General features: G+C 61.1%; 10 protein-coding genes and 2 pseudogenes. 6 read left to right on the top strand and 6 right to left on the bottom strand.

Going from position 1 to position 25,234, the window contains the following annotated elements; genetic code table 11:
* Positions 1-22: 22 nt before the first annotated feature.
* Both PSH65_RS09155 and PSH65_RS09150 read right to left on the bottom strand, forming a co-directional pair.
* On the bottom strand, positions 23-835 hold the full coding sequence (locus tag PSH65_RS09155; protein WP_305425911.1) for an alpha/beta fold hydrolase: 813 nt from the start codon (positions 833-835) through the stop codon (positions 23-25).
* Positions 836-915: 80 nt separating this feature from the next.
* On the bottom strand, positions 916-13,899 hold the full coding sequence (locus PSH65_RS09150; protein ID WP_305425909.1) for a non-ribosomal peptide synthetase: 12,984 nt from the start codon (positions 13,897-13,899) through the stop codon (positions 916-918).
* 380 nt (positions 13,900-14,279) lie between these two features.
* Here PSH65_RS09150 and PSH65_RS09145 point away from each other — a divergent pair, with 380 nt between their 5' ends.
* Positions 14,280-14,828, top strand: a complete 549-nt coding sequence (locus PSH65_RS09145; protein ID WP_007894994.1) for an RNA polymerase factor sigma-70 — start codon at positions 14,280-14,282, stop codon at positions 14,826-14,828.
* Between the two features lie 106 nt (positions 14,829-14,934).
* On the opposite strand, the gene PSH65_RS09140 is transcribed toward PSH65_RS09145, so the two are convergent.
* The 4 genes and pseudogenes from PSH65_RS09140 to PSH65_RS09125 form a co-directional block, all read right to left on the bottom strand.
* A complete protein-coding gene (locus PSH65_RS09140) occupies positions 14,935-15,948 on the bottom strand; it encodes a GNAT family N-acetyltransferase (RefSeq protein ID WP_305425907.1) in 1,014 nt (337 codons plus the stop codon).
* Between the two features lie 149 nt (positions 15,949-16,097).
* Complete coding sequence (locus tag PSH65_RS09135) at positions 16,098-16,937, bottom strand: sugar-binding protein (protein ID WP_305425906.1); 840 nt, start codon at positions 16,935-16,937, stop codon at positions 16,098-16,100.
* Positions 16,938-17,108: 171 nt separating this feature from the next.
* Positions 17,109-17,903, bottom strand: a complete 795-nt coding sequence (locus tag PSH65_RS09130; protein ID WP_305425905.1) for an ABC transporter substrate-binding protein — start codon at positions 17,901-17,903, stop codon at positions 17,109-17,111.
* Positions 17,904-17,996: 93 nt separating this feature from the next.
* A pseudogene (locus tag PSH65_RS09125) lies at positions 17,997-18,625 on the bottom strand (TetR/AcrR family transcriptional regulator).
* Positions 18,626-18,803: 178 nt separating this feature from the next.
* Between PSH65_RS09125 and PSH65_RS09120 the strand changes: the two are divergent.
* The 5 genes and pseudogenes from PSH65_RS09120 to PSH65_RS09100 all read left to right on the top strand — a co-directional run bounded on the left by PSH65_RS09120 (position 18,804) and on the right by PSH65_RS09100 (position 25,163).
* On the top strand, positions 18,804-20,606 hold the full coding sequence (locus PSH65_RS09120) for an acyclic terpene utilization AtuA family protein (protein WP_305425904.1): 1,803 nt from the start codon (positions 18,804-18,806) through the stop codon (positions 20,604-20,606).
* 12 nt (positions 20,607-20,618) lie between these two features.
* Positions 20,619-21,533 carry an SDR family oxidoreductase gene (locus PSH65_RS09115; protein WP_305425903.1) on the top strand — a complete coding sequence of 305 codons (915 nt, stop codon included), beginning with the start codon at positions 20,619-20,621 and terminating at the stop codon, positions 21,531-21,533.
* Between the two features lie 2 nt (positions 21,534-21,535).
* Complete coding sequence (gene atuC / locus PSH65_RS09110) at positions 21,536-23,152, top strand: geranyl-CoA carboxylase subunit beta (protein ID WP_305425901.1); 1,617 nt, start codon at positions 21,536-21,538, stop codon at positions 23,150-23,152.
* Between the two features lie 58 nt (positions 23,153-23,210).
* Positions 23,211-24,368, top strand: a complete 1,158-nt coding sequence (gene atuD / locus PSH65_RS09105; protein WP_305425900.1) for a citronellyl-CoA dehydrogenase — start codon at positions 23,211-23,213, stop codon at positions 24,366-24,368.
* Positions 24,365-25,163, top strand: a pseudogene (locus PSH65_RS09100) (enoyl-CoA hydratase/isomerase family protein). The gene atuD and the pseudogene PSH65_RS09100 overlap by 4 nt, the downstream one beginning before the upstream one ends.
* The last annotated feature ends 71 nt before the right edge of the window (positions 25,164-25,234 follow it).

The raw sequence follows: 25,234 nt of genomic DNA, 5'->3' as shown, positions 1-25,234 counted from the left end.
GCGATGGCGTCTGTATGACCGACTAATTTCTCTGAGCTAGAAATGCCAGCAAAGCCTCAGTCACGAACTGCGGATTCTCCAGATTAGAGATATGCCCCGCCTCCGGCACCAGCACATACGGGCAACCGATCAACTCGGCCATTTCCTTGGTTTCCGACGGCGGCCGCGGCTTGTCCTGATCGCCGCACATCAACAGCGTGGTTTCAGGGTTCAGTTCACCCAGACGCGGCAACAGATCATCACGCCCAAAGGTAATCCGCCCCATCGGCACGATGCTTTCACGCAGGCGGTCAGCCGGCAGCGCCGCCAGTCTGGCCCGGAAATCCTGAAACAGCGTCGACTGCGGATCGATGCCCGGACGGAAGAATATCGGCACCACAATATCGAGCAGTTGCGGCGAGATCACACCGCTGTCTTCGATCTGCTTGAACAGCGAGAAATAGTATTGGCGGGTCGGTTCCGGTTCGACGCCGACGTAGGTGTCCATCAACACCAGACCGTTGAGCCGTTGCGGTGCCGACAGCGCCAGGCGAACGCCCCACATGCCACCCACCGAAAGACCGACCAGCGTGACGCGGTCGATGTCCAGATGATCGAGCAAGGCCAGCGCCTGACGTGCTACGTCATCCAGCGACTTTGTGCATTCGGGCATCCGTCCGGATTCGCCATGGCCCCACAGGTCCAGAGCGATGACCCGATAGTGCTGCGACAGCGCCGTAATCTGCGGCGCCCACATGGCTTGGTCCCACAGGTAACTGCCCGCCAGCAGCACCGCAGGGCCTGTGCCTTGATCTATGTAGTGAAGCGCTTGTCCATCAACCGTTACGAAGGGCATCGACTGTCTCCCTGGTGAAATCTGATCCATTGAAAAGGCACGGGAAGCCTGAGCCCCATAGGCTCGGCAGTCAACCCGGGTTAAAGGCCCTCCAGCTCTGCCATCAGGTCATTCAACCGATCCACCTTCTCCTCAGTAATGTCATTCGCCGCCAACCCATCGATGTACTGGGCCAACTCCGCCACCGTGCTGCACTCGAACATCGCCCTTAGCGGCACGTTGCGTTGCAGGGCTTTTTGCACCCGCGAGGCGATCTGTGTGGCCAGCAGCGAATGCCCACCGAGCTCGAAGAAGTTGTCACGCACACCGACCTTCTCGACCTTCAACACCTCAGACCAAATATCCGCCAGTGTCTGTTCCAGTTCATTGCGCGGCGCCTGATAGTCCTGGCTCTGCAACTGGCCGATTTCCAGCGCCGGCAAGGCCTTTCGATCGAGTTTGCCGTTGGCGTTGAGCGGCAGCTTGTCGAGCCACAGCCAGTGCAGCGGCACCATGTACTCCGGCAACTCGGCGCGCAGACGTTGCTTGATACGCTCCAGTCGTTCGTTTGGATTGAGCGCCGAATCCGCTGCCACCAGATAGCCGACCAGGTGCTTGCCGTTGACGCCCTCCTGCACCCCGACCGCCGCATCGCGGACTTCCGGCTGTTCATGCAGACGCGCCTCGATTTCACCCAGTTCGATGCGGTAACCGCGGATCTTCACTTGATGGTCGATGCGCCCGACGTATTCCAGCACGCCGTCACTGCGACGTCGGGCCAGGTCCCCGGTGCGATACAGACGATCACCCGGTGCGCCGAACGGGTTTGGCACAAACACCTGAGCGGTACGCAACGGATCGCTCACATAGCCACGGCCCACGCCGATGCCGGCCACGCACAACTCACCCACCGCCCCCAACGGCACCAGTTCCAGCGCGCCATCGAGCAGGTACAAACGGTTGTTGTCGGTTGGCGTGCCAATCGGCAGATAACTGCCGCGCGTCGAAGCCAGGTCGACGCGGAAGAACGCCACATCGTCCGAACATTCCGCCGGGCCATAGGCGTTCACCAAACCAATCTCCGGGTAACGCAGCAACCATTGATGCGCCAGTTCCGGCGGCATCGCTTCACCGGTCGGCAGCATCCAGCGCAGGCCATCGAGGCTCATGCGGTCCTGGGCGAGCATGCCCTGAATCAGTGACGGCACGCTTTCCAGCACGGTGATGCGCTGGCTCTGAACATGGGCCAGCAACCCCTGCGGATCGTGGGCGATGCTGTTCGGCACGATGTCCACCCGAGCGCCGAACAACGGCGCCGCGAGGAACTGCCAGACCGAAATATCGAAGCTTTGTGAGGCGGTCTGGGCGATCACATCGGCCTCGCTCAATTTCAGGTACGGCACCTTGCTCAACTGGTTATTAAGCATGCCGCACTGTTCGACCATCACGCCTTTCGGCAGGCCGGTGGAGCCCGAGGTGTAGATCACGTAGGCGAGGTTGTCCGGGCCACTGTAAATGCCCGGATTGGCCACCGAAACGTCGCTCGCCTGCACGTCTTCCCAGACCAGCAATCGAGGTCGGTTGGCACAACCGAACTCTTCCAGCAGTGCGATGGCTTGTTCACGACACGCCTGAGTGCAGACCAGCAACGGCGTGCGGCTCAGGTCGATGATCCGGCTCAGGCGCTGACTCGGCAGGCCCGGGTCCAGCGGCAGGTAACCGGCGCCGGCCTTGAAGCTGCCGATGATCATGCCCAGCAGATCGAGGTTACGTTCGGCGAGCAGCGCCACAGGCTGATCCAGGCAAACTCCCGACGCAATCAGCTCGTGGCCGAGACGGTTGCTGCGCTGGTTCAGCTCGACATAAGTGTGTTGCTGATCGAGACAACTGGCGACGATCCGCTGCGGATGCTCGGCAACCTGCGCTTCGAACAGTTCGACGTAGCTCTGCTCCAGCGGATAATCATGTTCGCTCTGGTTGCAGCCGTGAATCAGGAAGTCCTGCTCCTCTGCGCCCAGCAGCGGCAGATCGGCCATGTCGCCATGGAAACCTTCGACCAGCGCCAGCAGCAGTCGCTTGAATTCGCCGAGCATGCGCTCGATCGTTGATTCGTCAAAATAACGCTGGTCGTAAGACAGGTGCAAGCCAAGGTCATCACCCGGATAACACACCGCCGTCAACGGGAAGTTGGTGTGGGTGCGGCCCGAATCCGAGGTCGCGTTGAGGCTCTGCGCACGGTCCAGCACCGAGACTTCCACCGGGGCGTTTTCGAACACGAACAGGCTGTCGAACAGCGGCTGGCCTTTCGGCAGTTCGCTGTTTTCCTGGATGCTTACCAGCGGCAGGTACTCGTACTCGCGCAGTTGCATGTTGCTGTCGAGCAAACCGGTTAGCCACTGACGAACGCTGCAACGCTGATCGTCTTCGGGCATTTTCACCCGCAGGGCGATGCTGTTGATGAACAGCCCGACGGTGCGTTGCATCTCCGGCATTTCCACCGGACGCCCGGCCACCGTGACGCCAAACAGCACGTCGCGATCACCGCTCAAGCGACGCAGCACCAGGGCCCACGCCGCTTGGGCGAAGGTGTTGATGGTCAGCTGATGGGCTTGGGCCAGTTCGCGCAATTGCGCACCATCCCGGGCATCGAGCCGTGTGTAGCGGTCGCCGACGATCATGCCACCGCTGTCGCCGGCATGTTCACGCAGGAACGGCCGGTCGCTCGGAATCGGCGTGGTGCGCTCGAAACCTTGCAGGTTCTGCCGCCACCACTGCCGCGCCTCGGCCAGGCTCTGGCGTTGCAGCCAGCCGATGTAATCGCGATAACGCGGCGGCACGGCCAGTTGCGCTTCCCGCTCTTCGCCGAGGGCAGTGTAGATCTCGAAGAAATCGTTCATGAGCAGCGAACGGCACCAGGCATCGATGAGGATGTGGTGGTTGCTCATCATGAACCAGTAGCGCGCCGCGCCCACGCGGATCAAGCGCAGGTGGAACGGCGCCTGATTGAGCAGATCGAACCCGGCCTCGCGCTCGCTTTTCAGCAGCGCCTGCAGCATCGGCTCTTGCTCGGCTTCGGCCACCGCGCTCCAGTCCAGATACTCGATCGGCGTGCTGCCCGGTTTATGGATCACTTGCAGCATGTCTTCGCCGATGTTCCAGCAGAACGATGCGCGCAAGGCTTCGTGACGGGCGATTACCGCTTGCCAGGCCAGGGCGAAACGCTCGGGGTCGAGTTCGCTGTTGATGCGGTAGCGGTCCTGCATGTAGTAGAGGCCGGTGCCCGGTTCGAGCAAGGTGTGCAGCAGCATGCCTTCCTGCATCGGGGTCAGCGGATAGACGTCTTCGATCATCGCCGCAGGAACCGGCAGTGCGTCGAGTTGTGGCTGAGTCAGTCTGGCCAACGGGAAGTCCGACGGCGTCAGGCCGCCCGCGTGGTCGCTCAGGCAGTGCTGGATCAGGCTCTGCAATTCGCCCAGATACGCCTGCGCCAGGTCGGTAATGGTTTGCCGGTCGTGACGTTCCGCGCTGAAGGTCCAGCGCAGCACCAACTCACCGCCATACACCTGACTGTCGACGCTCAGCTCGTTGGGCAGCGGAGCATGTGGATCATGGGCCGCGCCGACCGGCTCATCGAGCGGACGGAACAGCGCATCGCTGCCAAAACTCTGGTCGAACTGGCCAAGGTAATTGAAGGTGATCGGCGCCTCCGGCAGCGCGGCCATGGTCTGCCGGCACAGGTCATCGGCCAGGTAACGCAGCACGCCATACCCCAGGCCTTTGTGCGGCACCGCGCGCAGTTGCTCCTTGATCGCTTTGATCGACGCACCCTGCTCATTCGCGGGGGTGAGGCGCAGCGGATAGGCGCTGGTGAACCAGCCGACGGTGCGGGTCAGGTCGATCTCGTCGAACAGGGTTTCGCGGCCGTGGCCTTCGAGTTGAATCAGCGCCGATTCATCACCGCTCCAGCGGCATAACACACGGGCCAATGCGGTCAGCAGCAAGTCGTTGACCTGGGTGCGATAGGCCGTCGGCGCCTGTTGCAACAGTTGGCGGGTGCGCTCGCTGTCGAGGCGCACGCTGACGGTTTGCGCGTGACGATTTTGCTGTCCGCCCTGCGGACGATCACATGGCAATTCAGCGCTGGGGCCGGCCAATTGCATCTGCCACCAGCTCAATTCTTCACGCAGGGATTCGCTGCCGGCATAAGCCTGCAAGCGTGCAGCCCAGTCCCTGAAGGCACTGGTTTTCGCCGGCAGTTTTACTGACTGCCGGGATTCGAGTTGACGATAAACCGTTTGCAGATCGTCCAGCAGAACCCGCCACGACACCCCGTCCACCACCAGATGGTGAATGGCAATGAACAGCCGTTGTTGCCCCTCGGGATCATCCACCAGCAGCGCCCGCATCAGCGGCCCTTGCTCAAGGTCGAGGCTGCGTTGGGCATCGGCGAACAGCGCCACGCATTTGTCTATGGCCGGCACTTTCACCTGCCACAGCACTGCTGCGTCGGAAACCGCCTGGTGCTCGGCCTGCCAATGGCCGGCGACTTCGGTAAAGCGCAAGCGCAAAGCGTCTTGCTGTTCGATCACCGCCAGCAGCGCTTGCTCCAGACGATGCGGATCGAGCGCCACGGTCGGCTCCAGCAGCAACGCCTGGTTCCAGTGTTGACGCTGCGGGATTTCAGTGTCGAAGAACCAGTGCTGAATCGGTGTCAAACGCGATTCACCGCTCAACAGGCCTTGCTCGGCGGTGATCTGCTCGGTGCGGGTTGCGACGGCGGCCAGCGTCTGCACGGTCTGGTGCTGGAACAGGTCACGCGGGCTGAAGTGGATGCCCTTCTGCCGCGCACGGCTGACCACCTGGATCGACAGAATCGAATCGCCGCCCAGTTCGAAGAAATTGTCGTTGAGGCCGACCTGCTGCACGTTCAGCACTTCGCACCAGATGCCAGCCAGGGTCAGCTCGAGTTCGTTGCTCGGCGCCACGTATTGCTGACGATTCAACTCCGGGTCCGGGGCCGGCAGTGCGCGGCGGTCGAGCTTGCCGTTGGCGGTCAGTGGCATGCTGGCCAGCAGGATCAAGTGCGTCGGCACCATGTAATCCGGCAACTGAGATTTGAGGTGCGCCTTCAGCGCTTCGCGCAATGCAGCTTGTTGCGTTTCATCCTGTTCGGCGACGTCGGTGACCAGGTAGCCGACCAACTGCTTGCCGCTCGGTGCGTCGAGGGCCAGCACCACTGCTTCACGCACGGATTCGTGTTCCAGCAAACGGGTTTCGATCTCGCCCAGTTCGATGCGAAAACCACGGATCTTCACCTGATGGTCGATACGGCCGAGGTATTCCACCAGACCATCGGCACGCTGACGAACAAGGTCGCCGGTGCGGTACAAACGTCCGCCGTTCGCTGCAAAAGGATCGGCAACAAACCGTTCGGCGGTCATGCCCGGGCGCTGGTGATACCCCTGCGCCAGACCGGCACCACCGACAAACAATTCTCCCGTCGCGCCTTGCGGCACCAACGCCAGATCGGCGTCGAGGATGTAAGCGACGCGAGCGCCAATCACGCTGCCAATTGGCACGCTGCCCAGCCCTTCTTCCAGTTGCTCGGGTGCCAGGCTGGCGAGCGGCATGACCACGGTTTCGGTCGGGCCATAAGCGTTGAAAAACAGGCTCGGTTTAAACGCCGCGCGAATTCGTTGCAAGTGTTCGCCGGTCAGGGCCTCGCCACCGGTGATGCACATACGCACCGGCAGGGTTTCGCCCTGGGTCGTCAGCCATTGCGCCAACTGGCTGCCGTAGCTTGGGGTGAAGCCGAGGATGTTGATGTTATGGCGACGAATCAGCCCGCAGATTTCTTGCGCATCCCACTGGCCTTGAGCTCGCAGAACTACTTGCGCACCGCTCAACAACGGCACCAGCAGACGCTCGGTCGCGGCATCGAAGTTGATCGAGTAGAAGTGCAACTCGCAGTCATCCGGGCGCATGCCGAAGCGTTCGATCACGGCGCGGCAGTGCATGGCAATTTCACCGTGGGACACCACCACGCCTTTCGGTTTACCGGTAGAGCCCGAGGTGTAAATCAGGTACGCCTGATGTTGCGGCAGGCTGATGAATGGCAGCTCGCTGGCCGGGTAGTTGGCCAGTGCAGCGGCGTCTTCTTCCAGGCACCAGCGGCCGACGCTGGCCGGCAATTCACCGAGCGCCGCGAACATCGCCGCATCGCTGAGCAGCAAACCGAGGCCGCTGTCTTCGATCATGTAGTGCAGGCGATCCAGCGGGTACTCCGGGTCCAGCGGCACATAGGCGCCGCCAGCCTTGAGGATCGCCAGCAAGCCGATGACCATCTCCAGCGAACGCTCAAGCGCCAGACCGACCCGAACCTGCGGCCCGACACCGCGCTCGCGCAGCATCCAGGCCAGACGATTGGCGCGGCTGTCGAGCTCGGCGTAGCTCAGGGTTTGCCCGGCGAACGTCAGAGCCGGCGCGTCCTTGCGCACCAGCGCCTGCTCGCTGAACAGGTGATGGATGCATTGATCGAGGCGATGTTCGCCCGGCTCGATGCCGAGGCTATCGAGCAGATTTTGCTGTTCGCTGGCTTCCAGCAACGGCAGTTCGCTGAGGCGTTGTTGCGGATCGGCGAGCAACGCTTCCAGCAGATTGCGCCAGTGCCCGGCCATGCGCGCAATGCGCGGTTCGTCGAACAGATCGGTGCTGTAGGTCAGGCAGCAACCGAGGCGATGGTCGAGGTCGGTGACTTCCAGGTTAAGGTCGAACTTGGTCGCTCGCGCATCGTTGGCCAAGTACTCGACGGTCATCCCGGCCAGGGTGCGGCTCTGCTGGAATTCCCAGCGCTGCACGTTGCACATCACCTGGAACAGCGGGTTGTAAGCCGCACTGCGGGTTGGCTGCAAGGCTTCAACCAGATGATCGAACGGCAGATCCTGATGGGACTGGCCTTCGATCACGGTGTGGCGAACCTGCTCGAACAACTCGCCGACGGACATCTGCCCGTCGAGCTGGCAACGCAGCACTTGAGTGTTGAGGAACGCGCCGATCAGCCCTTCGCTTTCCGGGCGAATGCGGTTGGCTACCGGCGCACCGATGCGCAGATCGGTCTGGCCGCTGTAGCGGTAAAGCAGCACCGCCAGCGCTGCGGTCATGGTCATGAACAGGGTCAGACCGTTGTAGGCGTTGAAGGCACGAACCCGCGCCGCAAGGTCATCGCTCAGGTCGAAGCGGAACAGTTCGCCCTGATGGCTTTGCACCGGCGGACGCGGACGATCGGCCGGCAATTCCAGCAGCGGATGTTCGCGGCCCAGTTGCGCGGTCCAGTAATCGAGCTGACGCTGACGTTCGCCGGACTCCAGCCACTGGCGCTGCCACACGCTGTAATCCAGGTACTGCACCGGCAGCGGTTGCAGCGGCGAATCGCGGTCATCGACGAAGGCTTCGTAGAGCGCGCTCAGTTCCCGGGCGAAGATGTCCATCGCCCAGCCTTCGGTGACGATGTGGTGCAGGGTCAGGACGAAGTAATGCTCCTGCTCGGCGGTCTTGACCAGGCAGGCACGCAGCAGCGGCCCGGTTTCCAGATCGAAAGGCTTATGGGCTTCGTCATCGGCCAGTTGCTGTACCCGTTGTTCACGGGTGTCGACCGCCAGCGCGGAAAAATCCTTCCAGTCCATGCGCAGGCCGGTGTCCGGATGCACCTGTTGCCGGGCCACGCCGTCGATGCTCGGGAAGGTCGTGCGCAGGGTTTCGTGACGCATGATCAGCGTTTGCAGCGCCACTTCGAAACGCCCGACATCCAACACGCCGCGCAACCGCGCCATGCCGCCGACGTTATAGGCCGGGCTGTCCGGTTCCATTTGCCAGACGAACCACATGCGTTGCTGGGAATAGGACAGTGGCACCGGTTGGCTGCGATCGACTTTCTCGATCGGCGGCTGTTTGTTGGTTTTGCCGCTGACCTGGATCAAGCGAACCTGTTCGGCAAACGCGCCCAGTTCACTGGCCTCGAACAGCGCCCGCAACGGCAACTCGACGTCGCAGGCCTGGCGGGTGCGGGAAATGATTTGCGTGGCCAGCAGCGAGTGGCCACCGAGGGCGAAGAAGTCGTCGCGCAGGCCGATCTGCGTTTGGCCCAGCACTTCGCGCCAGATACCGGCGATTTGTTGCTCAAGGGCCGTGACTGGTTCGACGTGCTCGCGGACTTGCCACTGGGGCTCAGGCAAGGCGCGCCGGTCGAGTTTACCGCTCGGGCCCAGGGGCATTTCATCCAGACGCATGAGTTGCGCCGGAACCATGTATTCCGGCAGCTCAGCCGCCAGCGCGGCTTTCAGGCGTGCGCTTTGAACATCGACGTCTTCGGTGGAATCGGCGGCGGTGTAGTAACCGATCAACTGCCCGCCCGCCGCCGTTTCGCGCACCAGCACCACCGCTTGGGCGACTCCGGGCTGCGCCAACAGACGCGCTTCAATTTCTTCCGGTTCAACACGAAAACCACGCAGTTTGACTTGCTGATCGAGACGACCGAGGTATTCGATCACGCCGTCGGCGGTCCAGCGGGCACGGTCGCCGGTGCGATACAGACGTGTGCCTTGCTCGCCCAGCGGATCGACCACAAAGCGTTCCGCGGTCAAACCTGGACGACCGAGGTAACCTCGGGCCAAACCGATACCGCTGATGCACAGTTCACCCGGCACACCGGCCGGTACCGGATTGAGGTCATTGTCGAGCACCCGGCACAGCACGTTGCCCAATGGCCGGCCAATCGGGGAGCGCTCGCCATCAGCCGTTGAGCAGTGCCAGTGGGTGACGTTGATCGCCGTTTCGGTCGGGCCGTAGCGGTTGTGCAGTTGCACTGCCGGCAAGTGCTCCAGTACGCGATTGCGCAGTTCGGCGGGCAAGGCTTCGCCGCCGGAGAACAGTCGGCGCAGGCTGGTGCATTCGGCGCTGAGCGGTTCGTCGATGAACAATGAAAGCAACGGCGGTACGAAGTGCAGTGTGGTCACGCCGAATTGCTGGACCAGTTGCGCCAGGCGATGCGGATCGCGGTGTTCGCCGGGACCGGCGAGCAGCAGGCGGCACCCGGTGATCAGCGGCCAGAAGCATTCCCACACCGACACGTCGAAACTGATCGGCGCCTTTTGCATCAGCACATCGGTCTGGTCCAGACGGTAGGTGGCTTGCATCCATTGCAGGCGTTCAGCGAGCGCCGCATGGGTGTTGCAAACGCCCTTCGGCTGACCGGTGGAGCCGGAGGTATAAATCACGTAGGCCAGGTTGTCGCCGTGCAGATGCAGACCCGGCGCATGACTTGGCCAGTTCTCCAGATGCAGGGCGTCCATGGCGATCACACTGACGCCATCGGTGGCCGGCATGCGGTCGAGCAGTTCGGTTTGGGTCAGCAGCAGCTCGACGCCACTGTCGCTGAGCATGTAGGCCAGGCGCTCGGCCGGGTAATCCGGGTCCAGCGGCACATAAGCGCCGCCAGCCTTGATGATCGCCAGCAAGCCAATCAGCAACTGTGGCGAACGCTCGGCGGCGATGGCCACGCACACGTCCGGGCCGACGCCTTTGTCGCGCAGGTAGTGCGCCAGGCGGTTGGCCTGGGCGTGCAGTTCAGCGAAGTCCAGGCTGCCACCATCCCACAGCAGCGCGGTGCGCTCCGGGGTCTGGCGCGCCTGGTCGTTGAGCAACTCCGGCAGCCATTGGCTGGCCGGTGTGCAGGGTGCGGCGCTCCAGGCGGATTGCTGATCGTGCTCACTCGGGGTCAGCAGTTGCAGCTCGCCGATAGCGGCTTTCGGTTGCTCACAAATGGCTCGCAACAGGTTGGCGAAATGCTCGGCCAGTCGCTCGATAGTCGCCACGTCAAACAACTCGCTGGCGTAGTCGAACGAAAGGCTCAGGCGACCGTTGCGGTCTTCTTCGCTGTGCAGTTGCAGGTCGAACTTGGCTTCGCGACTGTGCCACGGCAGCTCTTCGGCGAGCAGTCCCGGCAAGCGACGCAACGCACTGAGATCCCGTTGCTGGTGGTTGAACATGACCTGGAACAAGCCCTGCTCGCGGGCCTGCGGGAAGGCTTCGAGCAGTTGTTCGAACGGCAGATCCTGATGCGCTTGCGCGCCCAATGCGGCTTGACGGGTTTGCGCCAGTAATTCAATGAACGGCAGTCGCGAATCCACCTCGGCGCGCAGCACCTGGGTGTTGATGAAGAAGCCGATCAGCCCTTGGTTTTCCAGGCGCGGACGGTTGGCATTCGGCACGCCGATGCGGATGTCGCGTTGACCGCTGTAGCGATGCAGCAGGCTTTGGAATGCCGCGAGCAACAGCATGAACGGCGTCGATTCATGGGCCTGGGCAGTCTGGCGAATGGCATCGCTCAGGCTCGCGTCCAAACGCAGCGTGTGGCGGGCGGCGCTGTGAATGTGTTGCGCCGAACGCGGATGATCGGTGGCCAGGCTCAGGGTCGGATGATCAACGCCCAACTGCTCTTTCCAGTAAGCGAGTTGACGCTCGCCCTCCCCTTGCGCCAACCACTGGCGCTGCCAACTGCCGTAGTCGGCGTATTGCGTCGGCAAGGCGGGAAGGCTGGCGGTGTGGCCTTGAGAAGCGGTCGCGTACAGCCGCGAGAATTCGTCGATCAGCACGTTCAGCGACCAGCCGTCGGCGATGATGTGGTGCAGGGTCACCAGCAGTTGATGATCCTCATCGTCGAGGCGCACCAACGTCACCCAGAGCAGCGGGCCTTTCTCCAGATCGAACCGGGTGCGGGCTTCGCTCTCGCGGATTTGCTGCGCGCGGGCTTCACGCTCGACGGTCGGCAGGTCGCTGATGTCGATCACTTGCAGGTTGAACTCACCAACAGCAATGACCTGTTGCAGGGCTACGCCATCACGTTCGAAAAACCGTGTGCGCAGGGATTCGTGACGTTCGATCAGTTGCTGGAAGCTGGCGCGCAAGGCGTCTTCGTCCAGTTCGCCACGCAGGCGCAAGGCACCGGGAATGTTGTAGGCGCTGCTCTGCGGGTCGAGTTGCCAGGTGATCCACAAACGGTTTTGCGCCAGCGATTGCGGCATGGCGTCACTGCGCGACAAGGGCATGATCGCGCCTTGGGCCACGCCGCCATCCTGTTGTTGCCGGGCGAGCGCGGCAGCGAATGCGCCGAGGGTGGGCGCTTCGAACAACAGGCGCAGATTCAGCTCCAGCCCCAACGCTTCACGCAGGCGTGCGACCACTTGAGTGGCGGCGATGGAGTTGCCGCCGAGCAGGAAGAAGTGATCGTCGGCGTTGACCTGCTTGACCTGCAATTGCTCACACCAGATCTGGCCGATCAGGGTTTGCAGCTCGGAGCCCGATTCAGTTTCAGATGGGTTTGCGATGTCTGCCGACGGGAATAGCGCATAGCTGTCGAGGCTGCCATCGGCCAGACGATTGCGGCAGGCCGAACGTTGCAATTTGCCGCTGGATGTCTTCGGCAGCGCTCCCGGATTGAGCAATACCACCACACTCGGCGCTTGCTGATACGCCTCGGCCACCGCTTGACGGATGGCTTTGATCAGCGCCTCGGGTGGAAGGATTTTCTGCACGCTGCGGCTGATTTCCGCGGCGATGCCGATGCCTTCCTGCCCCTCGATGTTGACTGCGAATGCGGCCACGCGACCTTTGCGCACCACCTCCACCTCACGCTCGATGGTCTGCTCGATGTCCTGCGGATAGAGGTTGTGACCGCGAACGATCAGCATGTCTTTCAGGCGGCCGGTGATGAACAGTTCCCCATCACGCAAAAAGCCCAGGTCGCCGGTGCGCAGCCAGGTACGACCGGCGTGCTGGACGAATGTCTTGGCCGTGGCTTCGGGGTTGCGCCAGTAGCCATGGGCGATGCTCGGCCCGGCAGCCCAGATTTCACCGACCGCATTGTCGGCAAGTTCTTCAAGCGATACGGCATCGACAATCAGCACTGCGTGATCCGGTTGGCTGATGCCGCAACTCATGATCGGACTGCCATCGCCCGGCTCGGCACGGTTCTGCGCCAAGGCCTGATCATCCACGTGCAACGCCGGTATGCCCTGACCGCGCGGGCTGCCGGCAACAAACAGCGTGGCTTCCGCCAGGCCGTAGGAAGCCATGAAGCTGTCCGATGTAAAGCCACAGGCCGCGAACTTCTCGGCGAAGCGCTCAAGGGTGTCGAGGCGAATCGGTTCGGAACCGGAATACGCCACGCGCCAGCCACTCAGGTCGAGGCGTTCCAGCGCTGATTCGCTGACCCGTTCGCTGCACAGTCGATAGGCGAAATCCGGCCCGCCGCTGATAGTGCCACCGTATTCGCTGATCGCCTCCAGCCAGCGCAATGGCCGACCGAGGAAGTACGCCGGCGACATCAACACACACGGCACGCCGCTGAAAATCGGCTGCAACAGGCCGCCGATCAAGCCCATGTCGTGGTACAGCGGCAACCAGCTGACGATCACGTCGTCGGGGTTCAGATCGATGCCGAATCCGTGGCGAATCAGCAGTTCGTTGGCCACCAGGTTGCCGTGGCTGACTTGCACGCCTTTAGGCAACGCCGTGGAGCCGGAGGTGTATTGCAGGAAAGCAATGTGATCGCCGTGCAAGTCTGGCGCAACCCAATGCTCAGCCAAGGCACTGTCGAGGGTGTCGACACACAGCAGCGGCGGCGCCTCGTCGATTTGCAGCAACGCGTCGCGCAGGTCGGCGCTGGTCAACAGCAAGCGCGGTTCGGCATCGCTGATGATCGACAGCAGGCGTTCCTGGTGATGACGGCGGGTCGACTCAGGCGGATAGGCCGGCACCGCAATGACGCCTGCGTACAGGCAACCGAAAAACGCCGCGACGTAATCCGGGCCGCTGGGAAACAGCAACACCGCGCGATCGCCAAACGACGTCTCGGCCTGCAACGCGCCGGCAATGGTTCGCGCCCGTTGATCGAGCTCACGATAACTGAGCACCACAGCCTGATCCTGGGTTTCGGCGAGAAAACGCAAGGCCACCCGATCCGGCGTCAGGGCCGCGCGGCGCTGAAGGGCTTGGACCAGTGTGCTGGGGAGTTCGAACGCGTCGGTCATGAGGTTTCCTGCCTGAATTCGGCTTGCAAGTGGAATCGGTTTTCGTACGTCACACCCGTTCATGGGCATGCAGGACGCGGTCTTCGCCGACCGCGCAAGGCTTGGGAATGCTGTTTTGGCCGGGGCTTGCGCCCGCAGCCATTCACCAATGAGAACGGATGAGGTCTTGAAATAATTAGTCGCCAGGCTAGAGCGCCAGCAGGCTTGAGGTCGGTAGGTGAGTCAGCGTGTCGCAGTTCTCACTCTGCTCTTTCGTGGAGCATTAATTCTCTTTCTCAATTGACAATCATTATCATTCAACATAATTTACCGCTCGATATGTAGGACGACGACGATCCCCCTGTCGTCCCACGACCCTATTTGCAGCAAGGTGATTTCCAATGACGGAACAAGTATCCACAAGCAGGTGCGATTCACCGCTACTTCAGGCTTTCGTCGACAACCGACTGATTCTGGTCAAGATTGCCGCCCGCATCACCGGTTGCCGATCACGCGCCGAAGACGTGGTGCAGGATGCGTTCTTCCGACTGCAATCGGCGCCGCAGATCACATCGTCAATCAAGGCGCAGCTCAGCTACCTGTTCCAGATCGTGCGCAACCTGGCGATCGATCATTACCGCAAGCAGGCGCTGGAGCAGAAGTATTCGGGCCCGGAAGAGGAAGGTCTGAACGTGGTGATTCAGGGCGCTTCGCCGGAAACCTCGCACATGAATTTCTCGACCCTGGAAAACATTGCCGATGCGCTGACGGAGCTGCCCAGCCGCACCCGTTACGCCTTCGAGATGTACCGCTTGCACGGCGTGCCGCAAAAAGACATCGCCAAGGAACTCGGCGTATCGCCCACCCTGGTGAACTTCATGATTCGTGACGCGCTGGTGCATTGCCGCAAGGTGTCGGGTAATCGTGCGGATACGTTCGCACGCCGTTAAAAGCTTCGCGGGCAAGCCTCGCTCCACAGGGGGAATGCGATTCCCTGTAGCGAGGCTTGCCCACGAAGGCTGACTCAAGACCGCCACAGCCCTTGAGCCTTACGCATCAAGCCAACGAACACCGATCAAAAAACCGCTCACGCCCCAGCATCATCAGCGCCGCGCGCTTGTGCGGGAAGTCGAACTCTTTTTCGCAGTGGAAACACTGATTGTGCATGTGCCCGATCATCTTCGCGTTGTCGGCGCGAGGTTCGGCGACCACCCGCTGAGTGCGCGAATCATCGAGAAACAGGTAATGCACCAGCGCCGATAGCCAGCTCGCCACTTTGTGCGGGCCGCGGTGATGTTCTTCGCCCACCAGCATGTGAATGCCACGGTCGTAATCGCCGGCATCATAGAACGGCGCAATGCGATCTTCCTTGGCCCAATAGGCTTCGAAATAGGCAAACGGCTGATCATCGAAGCAACCGATCAGCGTCAAGGTGTGCGGGTCGGCTTCAAGCTTGCTCAGGTATTCGCGATGCTTCTGGAGACTGCCCTCCTCTTGCCAGAAACTCGCCACCCGCGGGCTGTTCTGCCAGCGGTTGAAACGCGCCAGGTCCTGCTCGATTTCTAGTGTACGCAGGGAAACCCATGCACCGAGCCGCACATCAAAGCGCCGATAGACCTCACCACGGGGTTTCACCGCACGCAGGGGGTGGCGCTTGCCGTCACTGATGACCATCTGCTGTGGATAGCTACCGGTCAACGACTCACCCAGCCAAGGCTGAGGCAATTGCCAGAACAGCGTGCGTTCGCAGTGATACTGGCCGGTGACTTCGGTCGCGATCAGCAATCCGCTGAGCAAGGCTTCGGTAGGCACATCATCGAGTTGCCAGGTCAGACGCTGACAAGCCGCATCACGGGCAAACAGCCAATAACAAGCTGCCCAGAATGCTTGACCGTCAGGACGACCGAAGCGCTCTTCCAACCGCAAATGCAATTCGGGCTCGCGGGTCAGCAGCAGTTCGATCAGCGGCTGCCCTTCCAGGCTGAGGCTCAGGCGACTTGTGGTTTCATCGGCTACAAGACGGTTGCCTGACGGCAAGGCCAGGGCGGTCAGGTCATTCAGATTGGACATGGGTCGGGCTCACGGTAATCGTCGACAGTTAACTGAGGTGACGTGAGCCAGGCAGGGAAATTTAACGAAAAGCACCGCGAACCTTAATCAGCGTTCGCGGTGGCATGCACAGCCCGGATCAGTTCCAGGCCATTGACGTTACGCAGGCGCTAGATCGACCTGACCCAGATTTCGCGGAAGGCATAGTCGTTGCCGTTTCCGGTGGCGACATGGTTAACGATCTGCAACTCCATCTGTGATGCACTCGCGGTAAACGTGCCTTTGAGCGGAGCCCAGGCCATTGACGAAATTTCCGTCGCGGGGGCAATGACTTGCGCTCCGCTGTTGAGTGACAGCACCGGAACTGAATATTTGTCATTCCACCTGCGCACGGTCACCCCGAACTCATAGGACCGACCCACTTCCAGCCCCTGAAAGGTCTTTTTCAACACTGTCCCGGCAGAGTTGTTGGTGTAGGTGTTGTCGAATAATACGTAGATATCTCCATCTCTGGTGATGGTGAGATCCCGTGGATCAGCCGCAGCCTCCCCCCTCATCCAGCCATTCCAGTTATTGGTACCGTCTTTTTCCGAGAAGGTCGTTGTATCGTCAAAAGGCGCCTGAACCTCAAGACACAATGTCGGGAACAGCACCGGACTAGCACAACTGCCTCCATCCAGCGCCGCCTGAAAAACAAACGCGAGATGGCTCCCGTCTTTCAGATTCTGCAAAGACGCCCAGGCAATATTGCGACGCCAGCCCTCCTGGAACTCTTGTTGCGTGACGGGCTCGGCGTCAGCCACTCGCAGCATCACTGGCGAGCCGTCGGCTTGTTGACCGCAGACATGCAGCGTTGTCTTTTGATTAACCACCATGAATGGCCAACGCGCCACCTCGACCGTGACACCGGCCGAATCATCAGGTTTTTTCAGAATGAGTACATCGTTGACGGCTTGTGGCACCACAGGAGCGGGCACACAGGAGAGAGAAACCAACGAGGGGGTTGTCATGACAGAAATCCTTTCTGAATGAGCGCCAACCCCTCCATGGGGTCGGACACAGGAAAGGAGCTAAGACCACGTTAGGCGAAGCGTCTACTGTCAATTCGACCATTCGAACAGCAGAACATAAATACCAGATGAATGGTCGTCCGCCCCCCCTGCCCCTGGAAACTCTATCTGTCAGTGCTTGCCCACCGGCACCAGGGCAATTTTGTAGGGATCGAAAATCTTCAGCATCTGGCCATTGTTTCGCAGGCCTTGCAGCAACTTGCCGAATGCTTCGCCAGTAATGGGTGCCTGCGGGCGAATCAGGGCGTAATGGTGATAGACCTGATCAATGCGTTGGGACACCAACAATTGTTCGCCGACTTTCTCGTTGCGCAGCAGGTAATCGCTCAGGTAGGAACGTGTCACCAAAGCAATGTCTGCTCGTGCGCGCAGCACCATCAACAAGTTGCTGTCATGGGAATAGGTCAACGTGGCCTTGTAGGCGTCGGCCAGGTACTTGGGATCGGCATTGAAATTGGCAAACTCGTAGTGATAGCCGCTGTACAGGGCCAGGCGCTTGCCCATCAGGTCCTTGAAGTAACTCTCATCGCGATCGGGTTTCTTCTGCGCGACAAAGATTTCTGCATCTTCCAGGCCCATGTCGACGAGGCTATGCGGGATGTCTTTCCAGCCCCAGTCCGGGTTCTCGAAAATCGCCATATCGACCCGGCCTTCCTTGAAGTCGTTGAAACGTCGAGGAATGGAGGTGGGCACCAGCACAAACTGATAGTCGGTTTGCACCCGATTCAGCGCTTCCACCAGTTGCGGCAACAGACCGGTGTCGGCACCGGACTCCGGACGCACGGTATAGGGTGGAAAATGCGCGGCACCGACCCGCACCAACTGTGCAGCCTGGGACGGCAACACGCAGCACACTGCAAGCGCCGCCAGCAAAAGCCGGGACGCTGTCCGAATTGGTGAAGACATCAAAACAGCCTACTCCCCGAGAAAAATACCCATCAATGCATTCAAGCTAGGCGGTTTTGCTAACTTAGCCAGTTTCTTGCCGAGATAGACGGCTCACTGCCGTTCTTCAAGCACCAGAATAAGCGCTTCATCAGCCAATTGATCGAGGCTCATGCTGCCATCGGCACGAAACCAGGTGGTGGTCCAGGACAACGCGCCCGTCAGGAAACGGCGGGTGATGAACACGTCGCCACGGATAAAACCCGGCGTCCTTGGCTTCGCCCAGTACCTGCAGCCAGATGTCTTCATAAATATCGCGCAGCGCCAGAACCTGCGCCTGGCCTTCTGCTGACAGCGAACGCCATTCATACACCAGCACCGCCATGGCTTCGCCGCTGCCGCCCATGATCGACTGCAATTCGCAACGAATCAGCGCCAGAACCCGCTCGCGCACACTGCCGGCCTCGGCCAGCGCTGCACGCATCAACGCGGTGTTGTAGCGAATGGTCTCCTCCATCACGGCCCGCAGGATCTCGTCCTTGCTTTTGAAGTGATGAAAGATGCTGCCTGACTGAATACCCACCGCGCTGGCCAGATCGCGCACAGTGGTCCGTTCATAACCCTTGTTGCGAAACAGGTGAGCGGCCACTTGCAGCAGTTTTGCCGCGGGCGCTGTCCGGGTCGGTCAATTGGCCGCTGTCGACCAATTCGCGCATCACCCTCAGGGCTTTTTGCTCGTCCACCCGTTCTCTCCTACAGTCGATCAATCAATTACGCCGCTGCCCGCGAAAACAGCGGGGTTGCGCGGGCAATTTAAGCTGGCGGGGGCGACCAAGCAAGCGCTTGGGCAGAAGATATTTCAGTCGTTTACAAACCAAGCGCTTGCTTGGTAGTCTCGAAGCACTTCTGCCGGAGGTGGTTATGGAATTGGCTGCGCCTAAAACAATCCGTATCGGTTGCGCCAGCGCATTCTGGGGCGACACCTCGACCGCCGCCGCGCAATTGGTGGAAGGTGGACGACTGGACTATCTGGTGTTCGATTATCTGGCCGAGATCACCATGTCGATCATGGCCGGGGCGCGGATGAAGGATCCGGGGGCCGGCTACGCCAGCGACTTCATCGAAGTCCTTAGCCCCCTCCTCAACCAGCTCGCGGAACAGAAGATTCGCGTTATCAGCAATGCCGGTGGCGTCAATCCACAGGCTTGCGCCGCTGCCCTGCAAGCTGCCTGTGACAAGGCCGGGGTGACGTTGAAGATCGCCGTGCTGTCGGGTGACGACCTGCAACCCCAGTTCAAACACCTGAGCAGCCTTGGCCTGCATGAGATGTTCAGTGGCGCACCCCTGCCGCCGATGTGTGTGTCGACCAACGCCTACCTCGGCGCGCCAGGCATTGTCGAAGCCTTGCGCCTGGGTGCCGACATTGTGATTACCGGGCGCGTGGTCGACAGCGCCGTGGTCAGCGCCGCGCTGGTGCATGAGTTTGGCTGGTCGTGGCACGACTACGACAAACTCGCCCAGGCTGCATTGGCCGGGCACCTTATTGAATGTGGCGCCCAGTGCACCGGCGGCAATTTCACCGATTGGCACGACGTGCCCGATTATGAACACATCGGTTTTCCGATCGTCGAAGTCGGCGCCGACGGCCAGTTCATCGTCAGCAAACCCGATGGTTCCGGTGGCCTGGTCACGCCCCTGACGGTGGGCGAGCAGATGCTTTATGAAATCGGTGACCCGCAGGCCTATTTGCTGCCCGATGTGGTGTGCGACTTCAGTCAGGTCAAACTCGTGCAGCAAGGCAAAAACGCGGTGCAGGTGCATGGCGCAAAAGGCTTGCCGCCGACCGATCAGTACAAGGTCAGCGCCACCTATCCGGACGGTTTTCGCTGTACCGCCAGCTGCCTGATCGCCGGGATCGATGCCGTGGCCAAGGCCCGACGGGTCAGCCAGGCGATCATCAACAAGACCGCGGAAATCTTCTGCCAGCGCGGTTGGGCGCCCTACAGCGAAGTGAACATCGAACTGCTGGGCAGCGAAGCCACTTATGGCCCTCATGGCCAGCGCCAGGACAGCCGCGAAGTGGTGATCAAACTCGCCGTGCGCCATCCGAGCAAACAAGCCTTGATTCTGTTTTCCCGGGAAATCGCCCAGGCCGCCACCGGCATGGCGCCGGGGCTGACCGGGATCGTCGGCGGGCGGCCGACGGTGTACCCGCTGATCCGGCTGTTTTCATTCCTGATCGACAAAACGGCCTGCAGCCTGGAAATCGACCTCGCCGGTGAGCGCCACCCGTGCGCCCTGCCCGCCCTCGATGTACTCGACCCGGATGACTTGCCGCTACCGTTCGATCCGCCCCAACCCACAGAACGCGCCGACGCCAGCGTGGCCCTGATCAAACTCGCCGTGGCGCGCTCCGGCGACAAGGGCAATCACAGCAATATCGGCGTCATGGCCCGCCATCCCGACTACCTGCCGTGGATCGCCGAAGCGCTGACACCTGCGGTGATGGTCGACTGGATGAGCCATGTCCTCGATCCGATCCACGGGCGTGTCGAACGCTGGTATTTACCAGGCACTCAGAGCTTTAATTTTCTTCTGGAGAACGCGCTCGGCGGCGGTGGCGTGGCCAGCCTGCGGATCGATCCGCAAGGCAAGGCCTTCGCCCAACAACTGCTGGAGATCCAGATTCCGGTGCCGCAGCGCATCGCCGATCAGGTCAATTAGAGGACTGTCGCCATGGCTTATGACTCGATTTTCAAACCCGACCTGTTCGCCGGCCAAAACATCATCGTCACCGGTGGCGGCAGCGGCATCGGCCGTTGCACCGCTCACGAGCTCGCAGCCCTCGGCGCGCATGTGCTGCTGGTGGGACGGAATACCGAGAAACTGAAAAAGGTCGCCGCCGAAATCACCGAAGACGGGGGTAAAGCCAGTTGGCAGGTCTGCGATATCCGCGATGAAGACGCCGTCACGCAACTGGTCAGCGAACTAATCCGCAAACACGGACCGATTCATGGACTGGTCAACAATGCTGGCGGGCAGTACCCCTCGCCCCTGGCGTCGATCAATCAGAAAGGTTTCGAAACCATACTGCGCACCAACCTGGTGGGCGGTTTTCTGATGGCCCGTGAGGTGTTCAATCAGTCCATGAGCAAGCACGGCGGCGCCATCGTCAACATGCTCGCCGACATGTGGGGCGGCATGCCCGGCATGGGCCACTCAGGTGCGGCGCGCTCGGGCATGGACAACTTCACCAAGACCGCCGCGTTTGAATGGGGCTATGCCGGCGTGCGGGTCAACGCCGTCGCGCCAGGCTGGGTCGCCTCCAGCGGCATGGACACCTACGAAGGTGCGTTCCGGGCCGTGATCCCGACCTTGTGCGAACACGTACCACTCAAACGCATTGGCACCGAATCGGAAATCAGCGCGGCGATTGTTTTCCTGCTCAGCCCGGCAGCCGCTTTTGTCAGCGGCAGCACGCTACGCATCGACGGTGCCGCCAGCCTCGGCGGGCGGGCCTGGCCGATGCACAAGGCGCAGAACAGTCACTCCTACAACGGCTTTCACCGCGCGTATTTACCCGAAGTACTCAGACCCGACGTGCCCAAACCAGACGCGTCCAAACCAGACGAGCTCAAGGACAAGGAATAACCATGCCGGTCATCCAGTCCCAGGTAGATCCGTTCAGCGAAGCGTTTGCCCGCAACCGGGTGGCCATGCTGGCCGGCATCGAGCAGGTCCGTCAGCTCGAGCAGAACCTGCTGAGCAAAGCCGCCGAAGCCAAGCCCAGGTTCGACAAGCGCGGGCAACTGCTACCCCGTGAACGCCTCAATTTATTACTCGACCCCGGCGCACCGTTCCTCGAGTTGGCGAGCCTGGCCGGCTACAAGTTGCACGACGACAAGGACGGCAGCTCGGCCGGCGGCGGTTTGATCGCCGGGATCGGTTACGTGTCCGGCGCACGAGTGCTGGTGGTGGCGAACAACAGCGCGATCAAGGGTGGAACCATTTCCCCCAGCGGTTTGAAAAAATCACTGCGCCTGCAACAGATCGCCATGGAAAACAAACTGCCGGTAATCACCCTCGCGGAAAGCGGAGGCGCCAACCTCAATTACGCGGCGGAGATTTTCGTCGAAGGCGCGCGCAGTTTTGCCAATCAGGCGCGGATGTCGGCCATGGGCTTGCCGCAAATCACCGTGGTCCATGGCTCGGCCACGGCAGGCGGTGCTTATCAGCCGGGGTTGTCGGATTACGTGGTGGTGGTGCGCGGCAAGGCCAAGCTGTTTCTCGCAGGTCCCCCACTGCTCAAGGCCGCCACCGGTGAAGTCGCCACCGACGAAGAACTGGGCGGCGCCGAGATGCACGCGCAAACCGCCGGCACCGCCGAATACCTGGCAGAGAACGATGCCGATGGCGTGCGCCAGGTGCGCGAGATCATGAGCCTGTTGCCATGGAACGATCAGTTGCAATGGTTACCCGAACGTCAGTGGGAAGAACCGCTCTACCCCATCGACGAACTGCTGGGCCTGATCCCGGATGACCCGAAAAAATCCTACGACGTGCGCGAAATCATCGCGCGGATTGCCGACGCGTCGAACTTCCTCGAATTCAAGGGCGAGTTCGACCCGCAAACAATCTGCGGGCATTTGCAGATTCAGGGTCGAGCCTGCGGCTTCATCGGCAACAACGGCCCAATTACGCCCAAAGGTGCGAGCAAGGCTGCACAGTTCATTCAGCTCTGCGACCAGAGCCAGACGCCCCTGCTGTTTTTCCACAACACCACCGGTTTCATGGTCGGCACCGAGTCGGAGCAACAAGGGGTGATCAAGCACGGCGCCAAAATGATTCAAGCGGTGGCCAATGCTCGGGTGCCTAAATTGACGATCGTCGTCGGTGGCTCCTACGGTGCCGGCAACTACGCGATGTGCGGCCGTGGCCTCGACCCGCGTTTCATCTTCGCCTGGCCCAACAGCCGCACCGCGGTGATGGGCGGCGCCCAGGCCGGCAAAGTGTTGCGGATCGTCACCGAAGCCAAACAGCTCAAGGACGGGGTGGTGCCCGACCCGAAAATGCTCGACATGCTGGAACAGGTCACCGCGCAGAAACTCGACAGCCAGTCCACAGCGCTGTATGGCAGCGCCAATCTGTGGGACGACGGGCTGATCGATCCGCGGGACACCCGGACCCTGCTCGGGTACCTGCTGGATATCTGCCATGAGGCCGAGGTTCGTTCGCTGCAACCCAACAGTTTCGGCGTCGCGAGGTTTTGATTGATCGTTCCCATGCGCAGCAAAGGAACGATCGGGTTCGACAGGAGAACAATAAAAAATGATCTTCACCCAGGAACACGAAGCACTGCGTCGCACCATCCGCCAATTCGTCGATCACGAGATCAATCCTCATGTCGAGGAATGGGAAAAGGCCGGGCGTTTTCCGATCCATGAGATCTTCCGCAAGGCGGGCGACCTCGGTCTGCTGGGGATTTCCAAACCGGAAAAATTCGGTGGCATGGGGCTCGATTACAGCTATTCGATTGTGGCGGCCGAAGAGTTCGGCACCATTCATTGCGGCGGCATTCCGATGTCCATCGGCGTGCAGACCGACATGTGTACCCCGGCTCTGGCACGATTCGGCTCCGATGAACTGCGTGAAGAGTTCCTGCGGCCAGCGATCACCGGCGAGCAGGTTGGCTGTATCGGCGTCTCCGAAGTCGGCGCCGGCTCCGACGTAGCAGGTTTGAAAACCACCGCCCGCAAGGACGGCGATGACTACGTGATCAACGGCAGCAAGATGTGGATCACCAACTCGCCGAGCGCCGACTTCATCTGCCTGCTGGCCAACACCTCGGACGACAAACCGCACATCAACAAGTCGCTGATCATGGTGCCAATGAACAGCCCCGGGATCAGCCTCAGCTCGCACCTGGACAAGCTCGGCATGCGCAGCTCGGAAACCGCCCAGATATTCTTCGACAACGTGCGCGTACCGCAACGCAACCGCATCGGCCACGAAGGCGCCGGGTTCATGATGCAGATGCTGCAGTTCCAGGAAGAACGATTGTTCGGCGCGGCGAACATGATCAAAGGCCTGGAATACTGCGTCGACAGCACCATCGAGTACTGCAAGGAGCGCAAAACCTTCGGCAATGCGCTGATCGACAATCAGGTCATCCATTTCCGCCTGGCCGAATTGCAAACCGAAATCGAATGCCTGCGGGCGCTGGTCTATCAGGCCACCGAGCAATACATCAAAGGCCAGGATGTCACCCGTCTGGCGTCCATGGCCAAACTCAAGGCCGGGCGACTCGGTCGGGAAGTCAGCGACAGTTGCCTGCAATATTGGGGCGGCATGGGCTTCATGTGGGACAACCCGGTGGCCCGGGCTTACCGCGACGTGCGGCTAGTGTCGATCGGCGGCGGTGCCGACGAAATCATGCTGGGGATCATCTGCAAACTCATGGGCATCCTGCCGGGGAAAAAGAAATGAGCACCCTTCCCGTTTGTCAGACCCTGTTGCTAGAACGGCATAACGGCGTCCTGCACATCACCCTAAACCGCCCCGACAGTCGCAACGCCATGAACCTGCAAATGGTTGCCGAATTGCGTGCAGTGCTGGCGGCGGTGCGGGATGACCGGCAGGTTCGCGCGTTGGTGATTGGCGGTGCCGGCGGGCATTTTTGTGCCGGTGCCGACATCAAGGACATGGCCAACGCCCGCACTCAGGGCCAAACGGCCTATCGCGATTTGAACCGCGTGTTCGGCGCCTTGCTGGAAGAAACCACAGCACGCGCCACAAGTGGTGATCACCGTGCTGCAAGGCGCGGTGCTTGGCGGTGGTTTCGGCCTGGCCTGTGTCAGTGACATCGCGATGGCCGATCATCAGGCGCAATTCGGCCTGCCGGAAACCAGCCTCGGCCTGCTGCCGGCGCAGATCGCGCCGTTCGTGGTGCAGCGCATTGGTCTGACCCAAGCCCGCCGACTGGCCCTGACCGCCGCACGGTTCGATGGCAACCAGGCGCGGCGGATGGGGTTGGTGCATTTTGTCGAGCATGACCCGCAAGCCTTGGCCGAGCGCCTCGATGAAGTGCTGGCCCATGTGTTGTGTTGCGCCCCGGGGGCGAATGCGGCGACCAAAAAACTCTTGCTGGCGAGTGCCGGACAACCTTCGGATGGCCTGCTCGATCAGGCGGCCGAGTGGTTCAGCGAAGCGGTGACTGGGGATGAAGGGGTCGAGGGGACCATGGCCTTTGTGCAGAAGCGTAAACCGGGGTGGGCGCCATAAAAGCATCGCGGGCAAGCCCGCTCCCACAGGGATCTGTGTCGTTCACAAAATCCTGTGGGAGCGGGCTTGCC

Source organism: Pseudomonas sp. FP603 (genome assembly GCF_030687415.1).
Lineage (GTDB): Bacteria > Pseudomonadota > Gammaproteobacteria > Pseudomonadales > Pseudomonadaceae > Aquipseudomonas > Aquipseudomonas wuhanensis.
This window is presented reverse-complemented; position numbering and strand designations above follow the sequence as displayed.

Coding starts and splice junctions, on each gene's coding strand:
- PSH65_RS09155 (WP_305425911.1), bottom strand. CDS start 835: ATGCCCTTCGTAACGGTTGATGGACAAGCGCTTCACTACATAGATCAA.
- PSH65_RS09150 (WP_305425909.1), bottom strand. CDS start 13,899: ATGACCGACGCGTTCGAACTCCCCAGCACACTGGTCCAAGCCCTTCAG.
- PSH65_RS09145 (WP_007894994.1), top strand. CDS start 14,280: ATGACGGAACAAGTATCCACAAGCAGGTGCGATTCACCGCTACTTCAG.
- PSH65_RS09140 (WP_305425907.1), bottom strand. CDS start 15,948: ATGTCCAATCTGAATGACCTGACCGCCCTGGCCTTGCCGTCAGGCAAC.
- PSH65_RS09135 (WP_305425906.1), bottom strand. CDS start 16,937: ATGACAACCCCCTCGTTGGTTTCTCTCTCCTGTGTGCCCGCTCCTGTG.
- PSH65_RS09130 (WP_305425905.1), bottom strand. CDS start 17,903: ATGTCTTCACCAATTCGGACAGCGTCCCGGCTTTTGCTGGCGGCGCTT.
- PSH65_RS09120 (WP_305425904.1), top strand. CDS start 18,804: ATGGAATTGGCTGCGCCTAAAACAATCCGTATCGGTTGCGCCAGCGCA.
- PSH65_RS09115 (WP_305425903.1), top strand. CDS start 20,619: ATGGCTTATGACTCGATTTTCAAACCCGACCTGTTCGCCGGCCAAAAC.
- atuC (WP_305425901.1), top strand. CDS start 21,536: ATGCCGGTCATCCAGTCCCAGGTAGATCCGTTCAGCGAAGCGTTTGCC.
- atuD (WP_305425900.1), top strand. CDS start 23,211: ATGATCTTCACCCAGGAACACGAAGCACTGCGTCGCACCATCCGCCAA.